Origin of the sequence: Neobacillus drentensis (assembly GCF_021560175.1) — a bacterium.
Lineage (GTDB): Bacteria > Bacillota > Bacilli > Bacillales > Cytobacillaceae > Neobacillus > Neobacillus drentensis_A.
In genome coordinates this window covers 4,190,795-4,210,895 of record NZ_CP091110.1, presented here as the reverse complement: position 1 = coordinate 4,210,895, position 20,101 = coordinate 4,190,795, and the positions used below count along the sequence as shown (strand labels likewise).

The 20,101-nt window shown below is 39.9% G+C and carries 20 protein-coding genes; 17 read left to right on the top strand and 3 right to left on the bottom strand.

Annotated elements, in window-relative coordinates:
• The first annotated feature begins 17 nt into the window (after window positions 1–17).
• Both L1999_RS19765 and L1999_RS19760 read left to right on the top strand, forming a co-directional pair.
• A complete protein-coding gene (locus L1999_RS19765) occupies window positions 18–3,938 on the top strand; it encodes a fibronectin type III domain-containing protein (protein ID WP_235740112.1) in 3,921 nt (1,306 codons plus the stop codon).
• 115 nt (window positions 3,939–4,053) lie between these two features.
• Entirely contained in the window at window positions 4,054–4,575 is a 522-nt protein-coding gene (locus L1999_RS19760; protein ID WP_235740111.1) for a hypothetical protein, read from the top strand.
• Between the two features lie 484 nt (window positions 4,576–5,059).
• Here L1999_RS19760 and L1999_RS19755 read toward each other — a convergent pair whose 3' ends face one another.
• Window positions 5,060–5,950, bottom strand: coding sequence for an MBL fold metallo-hydrolase (locus L1999_RS19755; RefSeq protein ID WP_235740110.1), 891 nt, complete (start codon window positions 5,948–5,950; stop codon window positions 5,060–5,062).
• Window positions 5,951–6,194: 244 nt separating this feature from the next.
• Here L1999_RS19755 and L1999_RS19750 point away from each other — a divergent pair, with 244 nt between their 5' ends.
• The 3 genes from L1999_RS19750 (at window position 6,195) to L1999_RS19740 (ending at window position 8,370) form a co-directional block, all read left to right on the top strand.
• Window positions 6,195–6,770 carry an SCO family protein gene (locus tag L1999_RS19750; protein WP_235740109.1) on the top strand — a complete coding sequence of 192 codons (576 nt, stop codon included), beginning with the start codon at window positions 6,195–6,197 and terminating at the stop codon, window positions 6,768–6,770.
• A gap of 190 nt (window positions 6,771–6,960) precedes the next feature.
• Complete coding sequence (locus L1999_RS19745; protein ID WP_235740108.1) at window positions 6,961–7,791, top strand: SGNH/GDSL hydrolase family protein; 831 nt, start codon at window positions 6,961–6,963, stop codon at window positions 7,789–7,791.
• Window positions 7,792–8,370, top strand: coding sequence for a YpmS family protein (locus L1999_RS19740; RefSeq protein WP_235740107.1), 579 nt, complete (start codon window positions 7,792–7,794; stop codon window positions 8,368–8,370).
• 25 nt (window positions 8,371–8,395) lie between these two features.
• Here L1999_RS19740 and L1999_RS19735 read toward each other — a convergent pair whose 3' ends face one another.
• Entirely contained in the window at window positions 8,396–9,148 is a 753-nt protein-coding gene (locus L1999_RS19735) for a DUF4397 domain-containing protein (RefSeq protein WP_235740106.1), read from the bottom strand.
• Window positions 9,149–9,375: 227 nt separating this feature from the next.
• Here L1999_RS19735 and msrA point away from each other — a divergent pair, with 227 nt between their 5' ends.
• Complete coding sequence (gene msrA, locus L1999_RS19730; protein WP_430540050.1) at window positions 9,376–9,867, top strand: peptide-methionine (S)-S-oxide reductase MsrA; 492 nt, start codon at window positions 9,376–9,378, stop codon at window positions 9,865–9,867.
• Complete coding sequence (gene msrB / locus L1999_RS19725; protein WP_235740104.1) at window positions 9,857–10,288, top strand: peptide-methionine (R)-S-oxide reductase MsrB; 432 nt, start codon at window positions 9,857–9,859, stop codon at window positions 10,286–10,288. The genes msrA and msrB overlap by 11 nt, the downstream gene beginning before the upstream one ends.
• Before the next feature lie 45 nt (window positions 10,289–10,333).
• On the opposite strand, the gene L1999_RS19720 is transcribed toward msrB, so the two are convergent.
• Window positions 10,334–10,921, bottom strand: a complete 588-nt coding sequence (locus L1999_RS19720; protein ID WP_235740103.1) for a DUF502 domain-containing protein — start codon at window positions 10,919–10,921, stop codon at window positions 10,334–10,336.
• Window positions 10,922–11,041: 120 nt separating this feature from the next.
• Between L1999_RS19720 and L1999_RS29900 the strand changes: the two genes are divergently transcribed.
• The 10 genes from L1999_RS29900 (at window position 11,042) to L1999_RS19670 (ending at window position 20,093) form a co-directional block, all read left to right on the top strand.
• On the top strand, window positions 11,042–11,200 hold the full coding sequence (locus tag L1999_RS29900) for a YjcZ family sporulation protein (RefSeq protein ID WP_430539979.1): 159 nt from the start codon (window positions 11,042–11,044) through the stop codon (window positions 11,198–11,200).
• Window positions 11,201–11,374: 174 nt separating this feature from the next.
• Window positions 11,375–12,730: an aspartate aminotransferase family protein gene (locus tag L1999_RS19710; RefSeq protein WP_235744405.1), complete on the top strand. Its 1,356-nt coding sequence runs from the start codon at window positions 11,375–11,377 to the stop codon at window positions 12,728–12,730.
• Window positions 12,731–13,423, top strand: coding sequence for a CoA transferase subunit A (locus tag L1999_RS19705; RefSeq protein WP_235740102.1), 693 nt, complete (start codon window positions 12,731–12,733; stop codon window positions 13,421–13,423).
• The gene (locus L1999_RS19700; protein ID WP_235740101.1) at window positions 13,408–14,073 is read left to right on the top strand and encodes a 3-oxoacid CoA-transferase subunit B; all 666 of its coding nucleotides are present in this window, start codon (window positions 13,408–13,410) and stop codon (window positions 14,071–14,073) included. Before L1999_RS19705 ends, L1999_RS19700 begins: the two co-directional genes overlap by 16 nt.
• Before the next feature lie 30 nt (window positions 14,074–14,103).
• Window positions 14,104–15,378, top strand: coding sequence for a peptidase (locus L1999_RS19695; protein WP_235740100.1), 1,275 nt, complete (start codon window positions 14,104–14,106; stop codon window positions 15,376–15,378).
• A 172-nt stretch (window positions 15,379–15,550) separates the two neighbouring features.
• The gene (gene ablB, locus L1999_RS19690; RefSeq protein WP_235740099.1) at window positions 15,551–16,405 is read left to right on the top strand and encodes a putative beta-lysine N-acetyltransferase; all 855 of its coding nucleotides are present in this window, start codon (window positions 15,551–15,553) and stop codon (window positions 16,403–16,405) included.
• Window positions 16,406–16,477: 72 nt separating this feature from the next.
• Window positions 16,478–17,860, top strand: coding sequence for a sigma-54 interaction domain-containing protein (locus L1999_RS19685; protein WP_235740098.1), 1,383 nt, complete (start codon window positions 16,478–16,480; stop codon window positions 17,858–17,860).
• Between the two features lie 129 nt (window positions 17,861–17,989).
• Window positions 17,990–19,405, top strand: coding sequence for a lysine 2,3-aminomutase (ablA, locus tag L1999_RS19680; protein ID WP_235740097.1), 1,416 nt, complete (start codon window positions 17,990–17,992; stop codon window positions 19,403–19,405).
• Between the two features lie 39 nt (window positions 19,406–19,444).
• The gene (locus tag L1999_RS19675; protein ID WP_235744404.1) at window positions 19,445–19,729 is read left to right on the top strand and encodes a YokU family protein; all 285 of its coding nucleotides are present in this window, start codon (window positions 19,445–19,447) and stop codon (window positions 19,727–19,729) included.
• Between the two features lie 142 nt (window positions 19,730–19,871).
• Complete coding sequence (locus tag L1999_RS19670) at window positions 19,872–20,093, top strand: YozE family protein (RefSeq protein WP_235740096.1); 222 nt, start codon at window positions 19,872–19,874, stop codon at window positions 20,091–20,093.
• The last annotated feature ends 8 nt before the right edge of the window (window positions 20,094–20,101 follow it).

Genomic DNA, 20,101 nt, shown 5'->3' with positions numbered 1-20,101 from the left:
AGAGATGCTGATGCGATATGATTAGGTTTAAAAAAGCGAAAGTAGCGGGTCGGAGAATAAAATTTGGGATGCTTGCAGTTTTATTAGCTGTTGGGGTAACGCCGTTTGGAAGTAGTTCTTCATGGAAGGCAATTGCGGCAACTGGTGTTTCAGGAGGTTCCCCAGATTATTGGACAACACCGAACTATGCAAATAGCCAGCTGCCTGAATTTGATTCAAACGGCAATCACATTGTGGGTACAGGTATTAGAAAATTTGTCGATACTTTACCAGGCTTGGGCGAAGCAAACAAAAACAATCTTGGGCAATATCTTCCTGTTGCTGTTCCGGATACAACCACCTATCCTGGGTCAGATTATTATGAAATTTCCTTAGTAGAGTATGAAGAACAAATGCATAGTGACTTACAGCCAACAAGGCTTAGGGGCTATGTGCAAACAAATACAACAGATCCTTCCGTCAGCAAGCCGAATTACCTTGGACCGGTGATTATTGCTAAAAAGGATCGGCCTGTCCGTATTAAATTTACGAACAATTTGCCTACAGGAAGTGGTGGAGATTTATTTTTGCCAGTAGACGAAAGCTTAATGGGGGCTGGGATGGGGCCAGATGGAGTACATAAATATACACAAAACCGTGCCACCCTTCATTTACATGGCGGTATAACCCCATGGATTAGCGATGGTACTCCTCACCAATGGATTACTCCAGCTGGAGAGGATACTCCATACCCAAAAGGGGTTAGCGTCCGGAACGTACCAGATATGCCTGATCCAGGAGATGGATCCCAAACATTCTTTTATACTAACCAGCAAAGTGCGAGGCTAATGTTTTTTCACGATCACAGTTATGGACTGACTCGGTTAAATGTATATGCCGGGGAGGCAGCTGGATATCTTATTCGAGATCAGGTGGAGCAGGATCTGATTGATCAGGGAGTTATTCCTAGCGGCAATAATGAGATTCCATTAATCATCGAAGATAAAACATTTGTCCCATCCGATACACAGCTGAAAGCTACTGACCCTACTTGGGATACGAATAAATGGGGCGGACAGGGTAGTCTGTGGTTCCCGCACGTTTATATGCCAAACCAGGATCCTTATGAGCTATCTGGTTCCAATCCAATGGGTCGCTGGGATTATGGTCCATGGTTCTGGCCGCCAAACACAGGGCTGAAAAAGGGTCCAGTTGCGAATCCGTTAGATGGTCAGCAAGGCCAGGCCCCAATGAATCCAGGGACACCAGATGTATCGACCACTCCTGAAGCGTTTATGGATACACCTGTCATTAATGGAACCGTATATCCAACCTTAACTGTTGATCCAAAAGCATATCGGTTCCGAGTGTTGAATGCTTCCAATGATAGAATGTGGAATCTACAATTCTATCAAGCTAAGTCAAATGGGGAGATGTGGAAAGCAGATGGAACATTAAATGATGCAGATGCCGGTGAAGTTAAAATGGTAGATGCTGTCCATAAGACGGGATACCCGGCGACTTGGCCGTCAGATGGTCGCGACGGTGGAGTTCCAGATCCTGCTGCATCGGGACCAGAAATGATTCAAATTGGAAATGACAGTGGCTTTTTACCAAAGCCGGCAGTCCTTAAAAACCAGCCAATTAATTATGAATATGGCCGAAGAAGTATTACGGTTTTAAACGTTTCAACGAAAACTTTATTATTGGGACCAGCCGAACGGGCGGATGTAGTTGTTGATTTCAGTAAATATGCTGGTCAGACACTTATACTTTATAATGATGCACCTGCTCCTGTTCCAGCTTTTGACCCCCGTTACGATTACTATACAGGGGACCCAGACCAATCAGCAACAGGTGAGAATACTGGCGGGGCGCCAACAACACAGCCGGGCTTTGGACCCAATACTCGTACGATTATGCAGATAAAGGTTGCAGCAGATCCAAATGCGGCTGATACAACTCAAACTACTGTAGATAAATTAAATGCTGCCCTCCCAAATGCTTTTGCTACAGGACAAAAAGAGCTTATATTTCCAAATCAGCCAGATAATCCAAATCGTAAATGGGTTAATATTCAAGACAACTCATCAACCTTCACACCTCCAGGAACTACCACCTCTGTGACGATGGATCTTAAACCGAAGGCAATTGCAGAGGAGTTTGAGCAAAACTATGGACGGATGAACTCAACACTTGGGGTGGAAATGCCAAATACCAACTTCCAGAATCAAACTACCATCATGCTGGGTTATGTCGATCCAACGACAGAGAACTTGCAGGATTCCATGACACCTATTGGTTCCCCGACAGGTGATGGAACGCAGCTCTGGAAGATTACTCATAATGGGGTCGATACACATGCAATGCACTTCCATTTATTTGATGTCCAGCTCATCAATCGAGTTGGCTGGGATGGTTCCATTAGGTTCCCGGATGCAAACGAACTAGGCTGGAAAGATACCGTAAGAATGAACCCATTGGAAGACTGCATCGTTGCACTAAGGCCAGTTTCACCGAAGCTGCCATTTGGAATCCCTGATAGTATTCGCCCACTTGATCCAACCATGCCAATAGGATCTACAGGCCAGTTTATGAACGTGGATCCTCAGACAGGAAATCCAGTTACTGTCATTAACAAGATGACGAATTTTGCCTGGGAATATATATGGCACTGTCATTTATTAGGGCATGAAGAAAACGATATGATGCGGACAATGAATTTTAACTTTATAAATACAAAGCCAAGCGCATCCTCGTTGAGTTTAACAAGGACAAACGGGGGACAAGTAGACCTAACTTGGACAGATCCTACACAAGTTACCCTTAAAAATGGTAACTATGATTTGACTAAATTGGGGAATTCCTCAAATGAGATTGGGTTCAATATTATGCGTGCCCCAGTTATCAAAGGGGTAGTGGGATCGTATACAAAAATTGATTCTGTGTTAGCGAATAATATAAAATACATCGATACTACAGCAGACCTAAATGCTACCTATTCCTATAGAATTGATGCCTATAATGCAGCAACAGCAGCAGACCCGCTTGATCCGATTTCCTATCTGACTGGTGGAACACCTTCTAATACGGTCATTGCTCCTGGACTTCCAATGGCACCCAGCAACTTAATTGCTGCACAATCTGGGGTAAACGTAAACTTAACATGGACAGACAATGCGACAAATGCCACTGGCTTTGTTGTTGAACGTTCAACAGACGCTAAGAACTTTAGCTATGTTGGGACCTCAACTCTTTCCAAGTTTACGGACACAAATTTAACTGTAGGTACTACTTACACTTATCGAGTAAAGGCGGTCAATGGAGCCCTGTCATCAGATTACTCAAACACAGTAAGTGTGACGATTACGGCGACAGCACCTACAGCCCCAAGTAATCTTACAGGAAGTGTACAATTCGGCCCAAGTGTAAGACTGTCATGGACAGATCAATCATTAAACGAGACCGGATTCACCATTGAACGTTCAAATGATGGAGTGAATTTCACCGTGATTGATTCACGTGGAATGAAAACAGGCAGCGGAACAACCATTACCTATTCTGATACGACTGTACAGGCTGGTATGACCTATTATTATCGTATAAACGCAGTAAATGGTAATACACCATCGAATTATTCAAATACTTTCAAAGTGACAATTCCGAATGTTCCTGCAGCCCCAACGGGAGTAAGCGCTACCGCGACGAGCGGAACTACTACGGATACGATTAGAGTTAGTTGGACGTCGCCTGCCGGTACGATTAACAGTTACGATGTTCAATTTTCCACAGACCCAACCTTTGTGACGAACGTTTCCACTTACAATACTGGCAGTAACTTGACAATATATTCGAGAACAGGGTTCATGAAGAAAAAAACCTACTATGTAAGAATTCGGGCTGTAAATCAGATTGGAAATTCTACATGGTCCAATTCAATTAATATTTTAACACCATAAAAAGATAAAAAAGCACCTTACATGACAGGGCTGCGATTCTATCAAATGGTAAAGCCGCAGCCTGAACAAAGATTATTTTACAAAATGAATTAGTTTGCAATAAGGAGGTACATGGATGAAAAACAAAAAAGTCATGCTTTCTGCTTTTATTGCGCTGCTTTTGATTACAGGTACAGGAGTGACTGCTTTGCAAAATAATCCTGCTTATGCAAAGAGTAAAACCAAAGCTCCTTCAGTAGATGCCAAAGCAATAATGGCCCAGTATACACCGCAAAAATCCAGGGATAAGGCAGGAACAGCAGGAAATACCATCCGCAGAAGCCGATTAACCCAAATGAACATAATCAGTGAAGCAGCAAAAGTATTAAACGTACTGCCAATAAATATCATGGATGAAATGAAAAAAGGGAAAACATTAGTTCAGATTGCCAAAGAGAAGGGGATGACAAAAGCACAACTCTTACAAAAACTAAAGGATGTTGATAGTCAAATCGTCGACAATGCCGTTAAAGACGGAACGATTACGAAAGAACATGGGAGTGCAATAAAAGATGGTCAAAAAGATCGGCTAACAAAGAGTCTTACACTTAAGGCTGTTGATGTGAAAGAACATCAGTCGATGGATATGGGGAATTAATAATTTCGGGGCTGGTATTTAAGAGCAATAAACCGATGACTCCGGTATGATACTGGAGTCATTTTGTTTAGAAATTTTACATAATCGTTTTTTAGTTTTATTATGTCAGCTTCCCATGTGAGCAGGAGTGTGATTATCATTAGATACTCAAGGATAAGAAAGTTCCCCAAAAATAATAGTAATAGACTTGTGGTTCAACTTTTAGCAATAATTTATATTAGTACTTTAATAATTGGATATACAACGTCTAATACAAATGCCCATTTTAATGCCAAACACGAGATAACAGAAAAGATTCAAGCTAGAACATGGGCGCAACAAGCGGCTTAGAATGCTGTGGAGTCACCAATAACAACCACTCAAGTTAATCAAACTATTCCTACAGGTCAGCCAGAGAATCCAACAGAAGAAACCGAGTCAACTAAATGAAGCGAATGATATACTAATTAATAAAAAATGGATGAGTCTAATAGACATCATCCATTTATCTTATCTTGACTAATTGACAATCCATTCCCATGACTTCATAACCTAACCTGTTTAAATGCTTCCGAACCCCACTTCTTTCCCACGTTTTGAGAATGGTGTTTTCCAAGCTTTTATTTGGGTAAAATATTCCAATATTGGTTAATTCATCAAAGTTCATTCCCTGCTGGACATAACGGGTAACTAGTTCATCCCGCTGCTCAATTTTCTCCAGAAAACGTTCCATTGCCTCACAAAATTTTTGTTTGGAGAATATTCCTTTCTGATGTCCAGTTATGTAGGTATCTGCATCAAGTGTCAACAGTCGTTTGCCAGAAGCAATAAAATTATCAATATCTCCATCAGTCCCATTGTACCAAGGACCAAACGAGGTCATATCATAATCACCTGTAAAAACGATTCCTAACTCCGGAAAGTATGGACATGAAAACCCGCTAGTATGTCCAGGTGTGTGTAAAAATTGCACTTTTATATCGCCGAATTGATATATGGCCTCATAATCGTATGCTCCAGAAATTTCCCCAAGGTTTTTCACCCATTTTTGGGGAAGAGTAGCCTTCCATTTTTCAACACCCTTTTGGCCCCACTCCTGAAATACGCCGTTAACACTAGCAACCCCTTCAATCGTAAGCGATGTTTCAAACTCAATTGGGTTAATTAATTTTGTTGTATTTTGAAATAGATGATTATGAAGTGTATGGTCAGGATGATAATGGGTATTAATAATTAATTGAACGCCATGTTCATGGTTGAGATTCTGGAGAATCCTAGCCTCTGCCCCCGTATCGATCAGCACTTTTTCAGAACAGTTTAAATATAGACTTCTAGAATTAGGAACTTTACTGAAATTAGCACCTTCTAGGATTAGGATTGGCCCAATCTGATTCATTTTACATACCCCACCTTTATAAAACGATAAATTCAGTTGACCGGTAACTGAGTGAATGCTCATTCATAATATCACAATTTCCAAATAATAGGAAGGTGAAGTTTCACCTATTTTTTCTTATTCCTTTCATTGGACATACAGGAGCGCAAAAAAGCTAGAACGGAAATTGCTGATTGCTTTCAACAACTTTATAACTCTGTTAAACTATTCTTAATTAGAATAGAAAAAGGTTGCAGGTGATTGAATGAAGACACGATTTATGGTCTTATTTGTACTAGTAATTACGTTAATATTATCGGCATGTGGAAAGGAAATTGAAAATGCCGTTACTTGGCCCATTAAGGACTTCACGGCCACAAGTCAGCAAAACAAACAAATAGATCTAAAGGATTTAAAAGGAAAGGTTTGGGTTTCTGCATTTATTTTTACTAGTTGTGCAGATGTATGTCCACCAATGACTGCTAACATGGTAAAACTTCAGAAGAAATTAAAAGAAGAAAATCTGAAAGATGTTGAATTAGTTTCCTTTAGTGTTGATCCTACAGTCGATACTCCAGAAGTTTTGACGCACTATGCGAAACAATTTGGGGTGGATTTTAATAACTGGACGTTCCTAACCGGATACTCACAAGAATTTATTGAAAAATTTGCATCTGATAGCTTCAAGACAATTGTCAAAAAACCGGTGGATGGAAATCAAGTGATACACCAAACTTTTCTCTACTTGGTTGATAAAGAAGGGAATATTAAAAAAACATACAATGGGTATAAAAATGTTCCCTATGAGGAAATCATTAACGATATTAAAACATTACAATAGACCTTAATAAGGTCTATTTTCTTTCTGGAAGGGATATCGTTCATATTTGTTTGGAATATTTATAGTCGTGTTATAATAAAGGAACATTAGAGTACAGTGGCATGTGGCAAAATTACCACTTAAGATTGTGGTTACTTTAATTGGTTGTTAACTGAATGATCCGGGAATAAGTTACTTAGGAGGCAGGTGAATGAAAGTGAAAAAGGTTTTCCCCCTTCTAATTCTTGCAATGATGTTCTTGTCCTCTTGCAGTCAGTCTGCTTCAATGGTTCTTCATCAGGAAAAGAAAGTTGCTTCACCAGTTTTTGAACCCATCCCTGTTGATTTTATCCCACAAAAGGTGACAGTATTATCTGCAGGTGATTCACTCACTCAAGGTGTCGGGGACAGTACAGAGCAAGGCGGTTATTTGCCATATCTTAAATCAATGCTTGAAAAAGATAAAGGAATTCAGGAAGTTGATTTTTACAATTATGGTGTCAAAGGAAATCGGACAACACAGCTGCTAAAAAGGCTCAAATCTCTGGAAATGAAGCCCATCCTGCGTCAGTCCAATTTAGTGATCCTCACCATTGGTGGTAATGATATCATGAAGATTGTCAAAGACAATATCTCAGACCTGCAGGTATCGGATTTTATTAAAGAAAAAGAATCCTATCGCAGCCATTTAACGCAAATTTTCGATGTGATATACAAAGAAAACCCAAATGCATTCATCGTGTTAGTTGGCGTGTATAATCCATTCTCTAAGTGGTTTTCGGATATAAAAGAAATGGATCAAATTGTAGCTGAATGGAATCAAATCGGTGACAGTGTAGTTAGCCAATATTCTCATTCTTATTTTGTGTCAATCGAAGACCTATTTTTAAATGCAGATGAAGATGTTTTGTATACAGATAATTTCCATCCTAATGATAAAGGATATAAACTAATAGCAGAGAGACTTAATGATGCATTAGCTAATCAGGTTTTACCTGCTTTGGAGAAAAATGCTTACACGGTCAGCAATGAGGAGAATTAGATGAAAAATAAATGGAAACTGGGATTCCTTGTTTTGTTAGGAATTAATTTATTAATTGCAATTATACTTTTTTCATTCGTTACGGCCCCAATTAAAGAGAAGGAACCCGTAAAAACAAACACTTCGAATGAAGACTATGTATCTTTTCATGTTAGATCAAACAAGTATGATCTAAACAGATTGATTAACCATTATTTGAAAGAAGAAGCCGCAGACTCACCTATAGAATATAAGGTTCTGTTGGGTGATGAGGTGGAGTTATATGGTACACTGCCTTTTTTTAGTGAAAAGATAAAATTGAAGTTGACATTTGAACCTATGGCGCAAAAGAATGGTGATTTAATTTTAAAACAAAAGTCGATGTCAGTCGGGAAATTGCATCTCCCCATTTCGAACGTTTTAAACCTTATAAGGAAGAACTATAAATTGCCAGAGGGTGTTGAAATCAGACCCAATAATCATTTGGTTTACATTCATATGCAGCAATTAAAACAAAAAAGCGATTTAAAAATTAAAGTAGACAAATTTAATTTAAAGAAGGACGATATTGCTTTCACAATATTAGTCCCAGTAAAATAGGTGCCTTGTTGGAGGCACCTATTTTTTAATCCTCAATAGTTATATATTGAAATTCGGGTGAACTCGCTGATAGCCCTAAGAAGACAATTGTGTAGCTTCCATTCGGTTTAAAACTTACTTTTGGTAATGGAAGCAGGATGTTTTTACTGCCCGCTGACCTAACTTCTAAATCGACTGTCATTGGGGTTAATCCTAAATATTCGGTAGCTTGTTTGTATGAAACCGTCGGGAAAATAACATCCCGATCTTTAACAGCTATATCTAGTGTGGATGAGTCGGGAGATAAATGAATGAAACGAACCTTCGCTTCATTTACAGGCACCTCCGGCTGATTTAAAAACACCAGCAGGCGCATCTTCTTAACGGAGTCAATGGTGGTTAACGTGTAAGAGTTTCCCTCTTCAACGGTAATATTTTTATTTAACACACTATCGACCATATTTCCAGCAGGATAAATATCGATATGGTATTTGCCGGCTTTTAACGGCATGTGCTGACTAACTTGTTTAAAAGCCAAATCTTTAATGACACGGCTCCCATTTACATATACATCAACGTTAGGGGAATCAGCGGATGTATGCAAAAATCGGATTTGAGCATTTCCTGGATAAACTTGAGCAGGGGATCGCATCAAGTTCATTGCTTTATTCATATATTTATAATGTTTAAAATAGAAATGCATGTGTAAGTTGGGGTTGGTATATTTATAAACCTCGGCTAACAAATCATACATCGCTGCTTTTTGGAGATAATCAGTTTGATTCCTTTTCTCGGACATATTATTAACTCCTAACTTATGGATTACACCATAAGTTATTCAAGCTGATATAGGTAGGTGTCTAATCCTTTTCTAATGATAGTAGAAAGGATTAGACAACCAGATTTGTTTCAATAAGTTTATTTTTAAAAAAACTTTCTGTATACTTTTTATATAAATAATGAAGGGGTGGGAACGTGGAAAATACTCATCAGTTAGCAACTTTTGCCGGTGGCTGTTTTTGGTGTATGGTCAAGCCGTTTGATGAACAGCCGGGGATTATCAGTGTTTTGTCTGGATATACAGGGGGAACAATAGAAAATCCAACCTATCAACAGGTTTGTTCCGATACGACTGGACATTATGAAGCCGTTCAAATTACCTTTGATCCGGATATTTTTCCGTATGAAAAATTATTGGAATTATTTTGGCAGCAAATTGATCCAACCGATCCGGGCGGTCAATTCTATGATCGCGGCCAATCCTACAAGACAGCCATCTTTTATCATAATGAAATCCAAAAAGAGCTTGCTGAAAAATCTAAACAAGCACTTGAAGAGAGCGGGCGCTTCTCAAAGCCAATTGTGACGCCTATATTGCCAGCAAAAACTTTTTATCCTGCTGAAGAATACCACCAGCACTATTATAGGAAAAATAGAGCTCATTATGAGTCATATCATGTCGGTTCCGGCCGTGCTGGGTTTATTGAAAGACATTGGGGGGACGAACATGGAAAATAAGGAATTAAAAAAAGAATTAACACCCATGCAATATGAGGTTACGCAAAAAAATGGAACAGAACCTCCTTTTCGAAATGAATATTGGAATGAAACAAGGGATGGTATCTATGTAGACATCGTTTCTGGTAAGCCATTATTTAGTTCGCTTGATAAATTTGATGCCGGCTGCGGGTGGCCAAGCTTTACGAAACCAATTGAAGCTGATGAAGTACTTGAAAAAGAAGATTATAGTCATTTTATGATTCGGACAGAGGTCCGAAGTAAATCAGCTAATTCCCATTTAGGGCATGTCTTTGATGATGGACCACAGCCAACAGGTTTGCGCTATTGTATTAACTCAGCGGCGTTAAGGTTCATCCCAAAAGAGAAGCTTGAGGAAGAAGGCTACAAGGAATTTATCAACCTATTTAATGACAAATAAAAAGGGCGTCCATCTAGGACGCCTTTTTCTTGAAAAATAATTCTCCTATGACTTCTGTTTAGAGGTCGATGTCATTCCGCCAGAGAGGACAAACTTCATGGCATCCTCTGCCTTCACATCAATAATCTCTACTTGGTCTTTAGGAATTAAAAAAGTAAATCCGGCAACCTGAAATGTTTGCGGAATATAGACGGCTACATGGTCCTTTAGGGGAGTAAAAAAATCCTCCAATTCCTCTGATGTAATAAATCCAATACTTCTCATTTCTGTTCCGGGGATTACCACCAAAGCCACTTTAGAGAAAGATTTCTTATCACCGAGAAAGGATTGAACGGTATCTTTTATAACCGAATAAATCGTCTTAACAACAGGGATTTTTTCAAGCAGGTAATCAATTAATTTAATGATCTTTCCGGTTATATATTTGGTGGACATCCAGCCTAAAACGGTTATTAGGATGACAGTGGTTAAAAGACCAAATCCGGGTATGTAATCATCTTTGAAGTAGGGTCTTAATGAGTTGCCAAGGATACTGTCTAAAAATACAAAGGTTTTGTAAATAACATAAATAACCAAAATAATCGGAACAATGGTTAAAATACCATTAATAAAATTCTTTAATATTGATTTCATCTTATCACCCACAAAAATATCATTGTCTCTCATCATATAGGCGAATGCACATACAGGTCAAGCATCTAGTTCATAGTGTACATATGTAAAGAGAAATATTTATTGAGGAGTGAATGTGAAATGTATCATGGTTACGGTTATGGTTTTGATGGCTGCTGTGGTTATCCTTCATACCCAGTAGGTGGATGCGGAGGCTTTGGCTTCGGCTTTGGCGGATTTGCGTTAATTGTTGTTTTATTTATTTTGTTAATCATCATTGGCGCAAGCTGGACTTATTAATAAAACGAAATGGCTGACCCCTGAGGGTCAGCTTTCTTTTTTAGGTTCAAACTTTTACGTAAAAATGCAATATTTCTTTAGCAGACCTGAAGAAATGAGATGATAGAATGAAAAATCACTTCATACAATGGAATATAACTACTACTTATTTCGATAAAGAAAGTGGTGTCCATGGTGGAAAAATCATTTCTAATCAAACCGATGTTAGATGAATTATACCCGGTCATTGATTATGGCAAAGGGGTTTATTTATTTGATATGGAAGGAAAAAAATATCTGGATGCTGCTTCCGGTGCAGTGACTGCGAACATCGGTCATGGTGTAACGGAAATCATGGAAGCGATGCTGGAACAGGCCAAAAAAGTCTCTTTTGTTTATCGTTCACAATTTACAAGTGAAGCTGCTGAAAAACTTGCCGAAAAAATTGCAGAAATGATACCGGGGGAGCTAAATTGGAGTTTTTTTGTGAACAGTGGTTCCGAAGCAACCGAGACTGCTATGAAAATGGCCATCCAATACTGGCAAGAACAAGGGATTCATACAAAGACAAAGATTCTTTCAAGATGGGTTAGTTATCATGGTATTACAATGGGAGCGCTCTCGATGTCTGGTCATCCAGGAAGAAGGGCGCGGTTTGTTCCTCTCTTAGAAGATTTTCCTGCCATTCATCCACCCTATTGCTACCGTTGTCCTTACAATCTGGAAGCCCCCTCTTGTAATTACTTGTGTGCCCATGAATTAGAGACCTCAATTAAGCGAATAGGTGCTGAACAAGTCGCGGCCTTTATAGCTGAACCAGTAATTGGAGCAGCGGGGGGGGCGATTGCTCCGCCAAAAGATTATTTTAAACAGATAAAGAAAATCTGTGACGATAATGGCATCCTGTTTATCGCAGATGAGGTAATGACTGGCTTTGGGCGGACAGGAACGATGTTAGCCTGTGAGCAATGGGGAATCGTACCTGATATTGTTGCATTTGGAAAAGGAATGGGGGCAGGATTTGCCCCTATTGCTGCTGCTGTAGCAAGTGACAAAGTCATGGAGCCGATACTAGCTGGTTCAAAGTCAGTAATGAGCGGACATACCTTGAGTGCAAACCCACAGTCATGTGCAGTGTCTTTGGCAGTATTGGAATACTTAGAAAAAAACGGGATTGTGAAAGAAGTAGAATCGAAGGGGATCTATTTGAAAAATCAGCTTGAAAAGTTAAAGTCACAATTCTCTTTTATTGGAGACGTCCGAGGAAAGGGCTTGCTGCTGGGGATTGAACTGGTCGCAGACCAAAACACGAAAACACCCTTTCCGAGGACATCCACTGTTACCGCAAAAATAATCGAACTTGCTAAAGAGAAAGGATTACTTATCTACCCCGCAGGTGCTGGATTAGATGGAGTAAATGGTGATGCCGTTATTATTTCCCCTCCGTTAACCATTACTAAACGGGAGATGGAGGAATTGGTCTTACTGGTAAAAGCCACTTTTACAGCTTTTTCGAACGAATTAAGTACAGGAATGGGGGGTGGAAATTAGATGGAAAACCCATTTGGAAAAATAACTACCGTAGAGGCTGTTATGAATTGTTTTTACGATGGAATGACCTTAATGTTCGGCGGTTTTGGAGGGGTTGGTACACCCCCAACCATAATTGATGCGATATTGGAGAAGGGTATTCAAGATCTTACCTTAATTGGCAATGATACAGGATTTCCCCATATTGGCATAGGTAAGATAGTCAGCCGGGGACGCGCGAGAAAAGTTATTGCCTCGCATATTGGTTCAAATCCCGTTGCGGGCCAGCTCATGCATGATGGAAAGCTGGAGGTTGAGTTCTCACCACAAGGAATATTAGCTGAAAGAATTCGTGCTGGAGGGGTGGGACTGCCAGCTATTTTATCTGATATTGGGGTGGACAATGAAATCGTATCTAGAGACAAACCACGATATCAGCTTCATGGAAACGAATATATAGTGGAAACGGCTTTAACAGCCGAAGTTTCAATTGTCTATGCCAAAAAGGCAGATGTCTATGGCAATTTAATCTATGACAAAAGCGCCCGTAATACGAATCCGCTTGTGGCAATGGCTGGAGAAATCACCATTGCTGAGGTAGAGGAAATTGTACCATTGGGAAGTCTTGACCCAGATGAAATTATTACTCCTGGGGTATTCGTTGACTATATCATTTCTACGCAAGGGGTGAATTGGCAATGGGCATGGGAGTAGATATCAGAAACCAAATGGCTAAACGGGCAGCAGAGGAAATTCTGACTGGAATGGTGGTTAATCTCGGGATTGGAATCCCCTCGCTTGTTCCCAACCACCTGTCAAAAGAAACACGTGTGATGTTCCATGCAGAGAATGGGATTACTGGAATGGGACCCAGTCCCGTTAAAGGAGAAGAAGATGAGAATTTGTGCAATGCCGGCGGCTTTCCGGCCACCTTAATAAAGGGTGGTTCCTATTGCGATAGTGCTGTTGCATTTGGCATGATTCGCAGGGGCAGGGTGGATATAACCATTTTAGGTTCACTTCAGGTAAGTCAATACGGTGATTTGGCGAATTGGATTGTTCCGGGAAAAAAAGTGCCAGGCATGGGGGGAGCGATGGAACTCGCGCAAAAGGCTAAAAAGGTGATCGTAGTGATGAATCATTGTGATAAACACGGTCTGCCCAAAATTGTTAATACATGTACACTACCCTTAACTTCCTCTCGCTGCGTGGATTTGATTATTACAGAATTAGCTGTCTTTAAAGTATCTAAAGAAGGATTGCTTTTGACAGAATTATTTGCACCATATGATCTTGATTATGTGACCAGTAAAACTGGCTGTGAATTTAACATTTGTAAAAGTATTCGTACCATACCTTACTAATCGGGAAATCTGGCTTAAGGGGGAAACCCAATGGAAAAATATGAACACCTTGTAAAGCAATGGCTGAAGGAAAATCAGGCTCGAGCAGCACGACTTTTACAACTGCTGGTCCGAGAGAATAGTACACGAGGAAATGAGAGCAGTACACAAGCTATTGTCATCGAGAAGTGCCGCCAGCTTGGATTAACACTAGATATATGGGAAATTGGCGGTGATGAATTAAAAAGCCACCCAGCCTACTGCTGCGACCGCCAAAGTTTTGAAGGAAACCCGAACCTGGTCGCTGTATTAAAAGGAGCTGGTGGAGGAAGATCGATTATTTTAAATGGTCATATTGATGTAGTCCCGGTTGGAGATGAGTCAAACTGGGCGGATGATCCATTTAGTGGGGCGATTGAGTGCGGCAAGCTCTATGGAAGAGGGGCAACCGATATGAAGGGAGGGAATGTTGCCCTATTAATGGCAATGGAAGCGATTATTGCCTCTGGTATAAAGCTGAAAGGGGATGTTATTTTTCAGAGTGTCATTGAAGAAGAAAGTGGTGGAGCGGGTACACTTGCGGCAGTTTTAAGAGGTTATCAGGCAGATGGGGCAATAATTCCTGAGCCAACCAATATGAAGATGTTTCCAAAACAACAAGGTTCCATGTGGTTCCGTATTACGGTTACAGGTAAAGCAGCACATGGAGGAACAAGATATGAAGGGATTAGTGCTATTGAAAAATCTCTTCAAGTGATTCAGAGCTTGCAACGATTAGAGAAAGATCGAAATGCTAGAGTTACTGATCCTCTTTATAAAAAGATCCCAATCCCTATCCCCATTAATATTGGCAAAATGATGAGTGGAGAGTGGCCTTCATCCGTCCCCGATACCGCCTTAATTGAAGGAAGGATGGGTGTATCTCCTGAAGAAAGCATCCAATCTGCACAGTTGGAAATGGAAAAATGCTTGCAAAATTTGTGTGATCAGGATGAATGGCTGAAGAAACACCCGCTCAAGCTTGAATGGTTTGGCGGCAGATGGCAGCCAGGAACTCTTGAGACCAACCATCCGTTAATCCGTGAATTAACGAACAGCTTTATAGAAATAAAAGGAGAGCCGCCTGTTATTGAAGCAAGCCCTTGGGGTACAGACGGAGGAATCCTCTCGACTGTGGGCCATACTCCTGTTGTCGTCTTTGGTCCCGGTATAACGGAACTGGCACATGATGCCAATGAACATATCCTCCTAGATGATTTGTTTGCAGCAAGTAAAATCATCGCTTTGACCATATTAAGATGGTGTGAAATAGCGGAAACACACTAATTGGCACTTTTAGTTGCAGATTGCTAAAATCATATTATGTTAATGAAAAAAAGCTGACGATCATTTGGAGAGTATACGTTTAAGTCTGGCTATTTTCAGCCAGACTTGAATCTCGTTTTTTTAGTGAAGAACGAAGCTCCGTTTTTATAGAAAGTTGTTGAGGAGTGACTTTATGAACCAAACCCCATCTACTATTTACGTCAATGAAGCGAACTATTTTTGTGAATTATATGTAGATCCATTTAATAAACGAATCAGGGTTGATGATTATCGTGGAAATACAAAACTTTTATTGGAGAGAGTAACAGAGCTTGTTACACAGCATCAAATGGAAAAACTCATCATTAAAGGCCGAAGTGAGGACTTTTTAACGTTTATCGAAGCGGGATTTCAGCCTGAAGCCATAGTGGACCGTTATTTTCTTGGCTCAGACGCTCACTTTTTTTCTAAATTTTATTCGCCTGAACGCAAGAGGAATGACCATTGGATTACTGAAGATGGAATGATTCAAAGTATCTATCAATTAAGCCCTTCACTAGATAAAACCCTCCCACCAAAGGAATATGAATTAAAGAAGGCAGATGAGAACAGTGTAGACGAGCTTTCGGCCTTATATAAACAAGTATTTCAAATCTACCCAACACCATTGCATAATCCTGACTATGTAAAAAAGACCATGAAGGATGGGACAATCTATTATGTTTTTACGTATCAAGGGAAAATAGTCAGTACGGCTTCTGCTGAGATAAACGATTATTACAAAAATGCTGAACTAACGGATTGTGCAACGTTAACCGAGCATCGGAAATATGGACTTATGAAACTAATCCTTCAGGAACTGGAAAAGGAATTAATGAATAATGGTATTTTTTGTGCGTATTCCATTGCTAGGGCTTTATCGTTTGGGATGAATGCTGCATTATTTCAACTGGGGTATTCCTATAGAGGCAGATTCATGAATAATTGCTACATCTATGACAAACTAGAGGATATGAATATGTGGGTAAAAAATCTGGCAAACTGCTAAAATTTCGGCTTAGGTGCCAATTTTTCAGCACCCTGATTCTTTTAAAGGCAGGTGAATAAAATAGGACAATTAATGGCTTTAACACAAGAGGTTTTGACTGCCATTCTGAAAAGTATCGATGAAGGAATCCATGTAGTCGATACTGGAGGGAGGACGGTCTTTTATAATGAAGTAGCTGCCAAGCATGATGGGATGAATGTAGATGAAGTGTTGGGAAAGCATCTAATGGATGTATTTCCTTCCTTAACAGAAGAGTCGAGTACTCTTTTACAGGTAATAAAAAAAGGAAAGCCCATTTTTAATCAAACTCAAGTATACGTAAATATTCACGGAGTGAGGATTGACACCATTAATACCACGCTGCCTATTTTTGTTAAAGGCGACATGGTTGGTGCGGTGGAAATTGCCAAAGATTTTTCTAGAATGAAGCTGCTTGCTGAGAGGCTGTTAGACATACAAAAAGGTCTTTTTAAAAGCAACTCTAAAAAGCGTGTAAAGCAGGTAAAGTATACACTGAATGATATTAGAACGATTAACCCTGATTTCATTCATACCAAGGCAGAGGCTAAGAAACTGGCAAAATCCGATGCACCGATTCTTGTCTACGGGGAGTCTGGAACTGGAAAAGAATTGGTGGTCCAAGGCATTCACCATGAGTCCCATCGTTCGGATGGTCCATTTGTAGCTCAAAATTGCGCAGCTATCCCCGAAACGCTGCTTGAAAGCATCCTGTTTGGAACAGCAAAAGGTAGTTATACAGGGGCGGTCGACCGTAAAGGACTGTTTGAATTGGCTGACGGCGGCACCCTTTTTCTCGATGAACTTCATACAATGCCAGTAGAGCTTCAGGCTAAACTGTTACGGGTATTGGAAGACGGAATGATTCGCAGGGTAGGAAGCTCACAAAATATTTCCGTCAATGTCCGTGTTATTGCAGCCATGAATGTCCACCCGCAATTAGCCCTCCAAGAAAAGAAGATACGCCATGATCTTTATTATCGCTTAAACGTGTTTACCTTTTCTCTCCTGCCATTAAGGGAAAGGAGAGAGGATATCTTGTACTTAACCGATTTTTTTATACAAGAGTTTAATAGGCTTTTAAATAAGAACATTCAAGGTGTTGAAAAAAATCTAGAGATATTCCTAACGGGTTATCAATGGCCTGGAAACGTCCGGGAACTTAAACATACGCTTGAATACATGATGAATGTATGTGAGGGAAATCTCCTTAGGTTCGATGATTTGCCGGTTATCCTGAAGCCGAATTCTGCTGGTGCTCAAGGAATTAACCATTCTTCCGACAATCTATCATTAAGAAAGAACTTGGTCGATATGGAGAAAAAGCTAATCATAAGTGCTCTAGACCTGTCTAAGGGAAATATCAATCAAGCTGCCAAACTCCTAGATATTCCACGGCAGACTCTTCAATATAAATTAAAAAAAATCCCTTACTAACCGCCGAATTTTCGGCGGTTTTTTTTGAATTAAAAAAGATAATCAATCAAGAATTAGCTTTTTTAACGGATTGTAGAGTTGGCACGATTCTTGCATATTATTTAATAAAGCAAGTTAGGGGGAACTGATATGAAATCATTTTTATATAAACCAACCAGACATTGGCAAGATATAGAGCTTTGGAAAAACGTTACCGAGGAACAGTGGAATGACTGGCTATGGCAGTTAACCAATACGATTCGTACAGTCGAAGATTTAAAAAAGGTCATCCACTTAACTCCTGATGAAGAAGAGGGTGTAAGAATTTCCACTAAGACCATTCCCTTAAATATCACACCCTATTACGCCTCATTAATGAATCCAGATGATCCTAGCTGTCCGATTCGGATGCAATCGGTACCTATTTCAAAAGAAATCTACAAAACCAAATATGACCTAGAAGATCCCTTGCATGAAGATGAGGACTCACCAGTACCGGGATTAACACACCGCTATCCTGACCGGGTGCTTTTTCTCGTTACCAATCAATGCTCCATGTACTGCCGTTATTGTACGAGAAGGCGCTTTTCGGGTCAAATTGGCATGGGTGTACCAAAGAAACAGCTTGATTCAGCAATTTCCTACATCAGACAAACTCCAGAGGTGCGCGATGTTTTAATTTCCGGCGGGGATGGATTGTTGATTAATGACAATATTTTAGAATATATCTTGAAAAATTTACGTGAAATTGATCATGTGGAAATAATCCGAATTGGAACGAGGGCACCAGTGGTCTTCCCGCAGCGGATTACCGAAAACCTCTGTAATATTTTAAAAAAATATCACCCAATCTGGCTGAATACCCATTTTAATACCTCAATTGAAATTACCGAAGACTCAAAAAAAGCGTGTGAAATGCTGGCTAATGCCGGTGTTCCTGTTGGAAACCAATCGGTCATTCTTGCAGGAATTAATGATAGCGTTCCAATTATGAAAAGGCTCATGCACGACTTGGTGAAAATCCGTGTCCGTCCTTACTATATCTATCAATGTGATCTTTCAGAGGGAATTGGGCATTTCCGTGCTCCTGTTTCTAAAGGACTGGAAATTATCGAGGGGTTGCGGGGACATACGAGCGGATATGCTGTGCCAACCTTTGTCGTCGATGCTCCAGGCGGCGGCGGGAAAATTGCTTTGCAGCCGAACTATTTAATTTCCCAAAGTCCAGAAAAGGTCGTTCTCCGAAATTTTGAAGGCGTGATTACTTCCTATCCGGAACCTGAAAACTACGTTCCCGGCAGGGCGGAAGAATATTTTGAGAAAGTGTATCCGGATATGGCAGAGAAAAAATCCCACGCTGGGATTGCTGGGATTATGAATGATCAGCACTTCAATTTAGTTCCGGAAGGTTTAAACCGACTCAATCGCCGAAAACAATACCATCAGGATCCTGCCCATTCGTCACTAAAAGATAAACGGAGTAAACGGGATGAATTAAAGGAAAAAAAATTCAAAGCCTTGACAGAGAAAGAAAAGGACAATAACACGGGTCAAAATTCGAATTAGACAATCAGACCAATGAAGGAATAGGAGGAGGAGTTTGTGATGAAAGTGGAATGTGAATGGTGTAATAGTTCCAATGTGAAGGCTGATCATGACTCTGTTTTCTGGGAATTACCGGACGGCTCACGAGCGATTGAAATAACAGATACACCAACCGAACATTGCGGTGATTGTCATATGATTTACCAGAGCGAGAGGATTGTTAAAGAAATAGAGGATCAGTTGTTTTTAATTGATTGCAGGAAAATTGGAAAAGTAATTTCTTACGAAGAGTTAATGAACAGGCCAAGATTATTAAAAAAGAACTATTTTGACTTTACGAGTTAGCAAAAGAGCAGCCTTTAAGAGGCTGTTTTTTTGTCATTCCACTTTCAGTAAGTCCAACTGGACGATACTTTCCGTATCCGTTATAGTAATTCATAAGGAAAATGACTTGTTTCCGAATTGGACAAGAAAGGCGTTAGAAAGTATGAGAAAATCATTTTATCATTTTTTAATGAAATATAGACATCCTGCTCCAAAGGATGAGATCAGTGTTTTTGCAAACCATGCGTTTTTGGATCATAGTTTTCCAAAAACTTCTGTGGACTATCATGAAATTAGTTCCTATCTAGAAATGAACGGACAGTATTTGAAATCAATGACGGTTTTTGATGAAGCCTGGGAAGATTATATTCATTCTGAAAGCTAAATATCCAC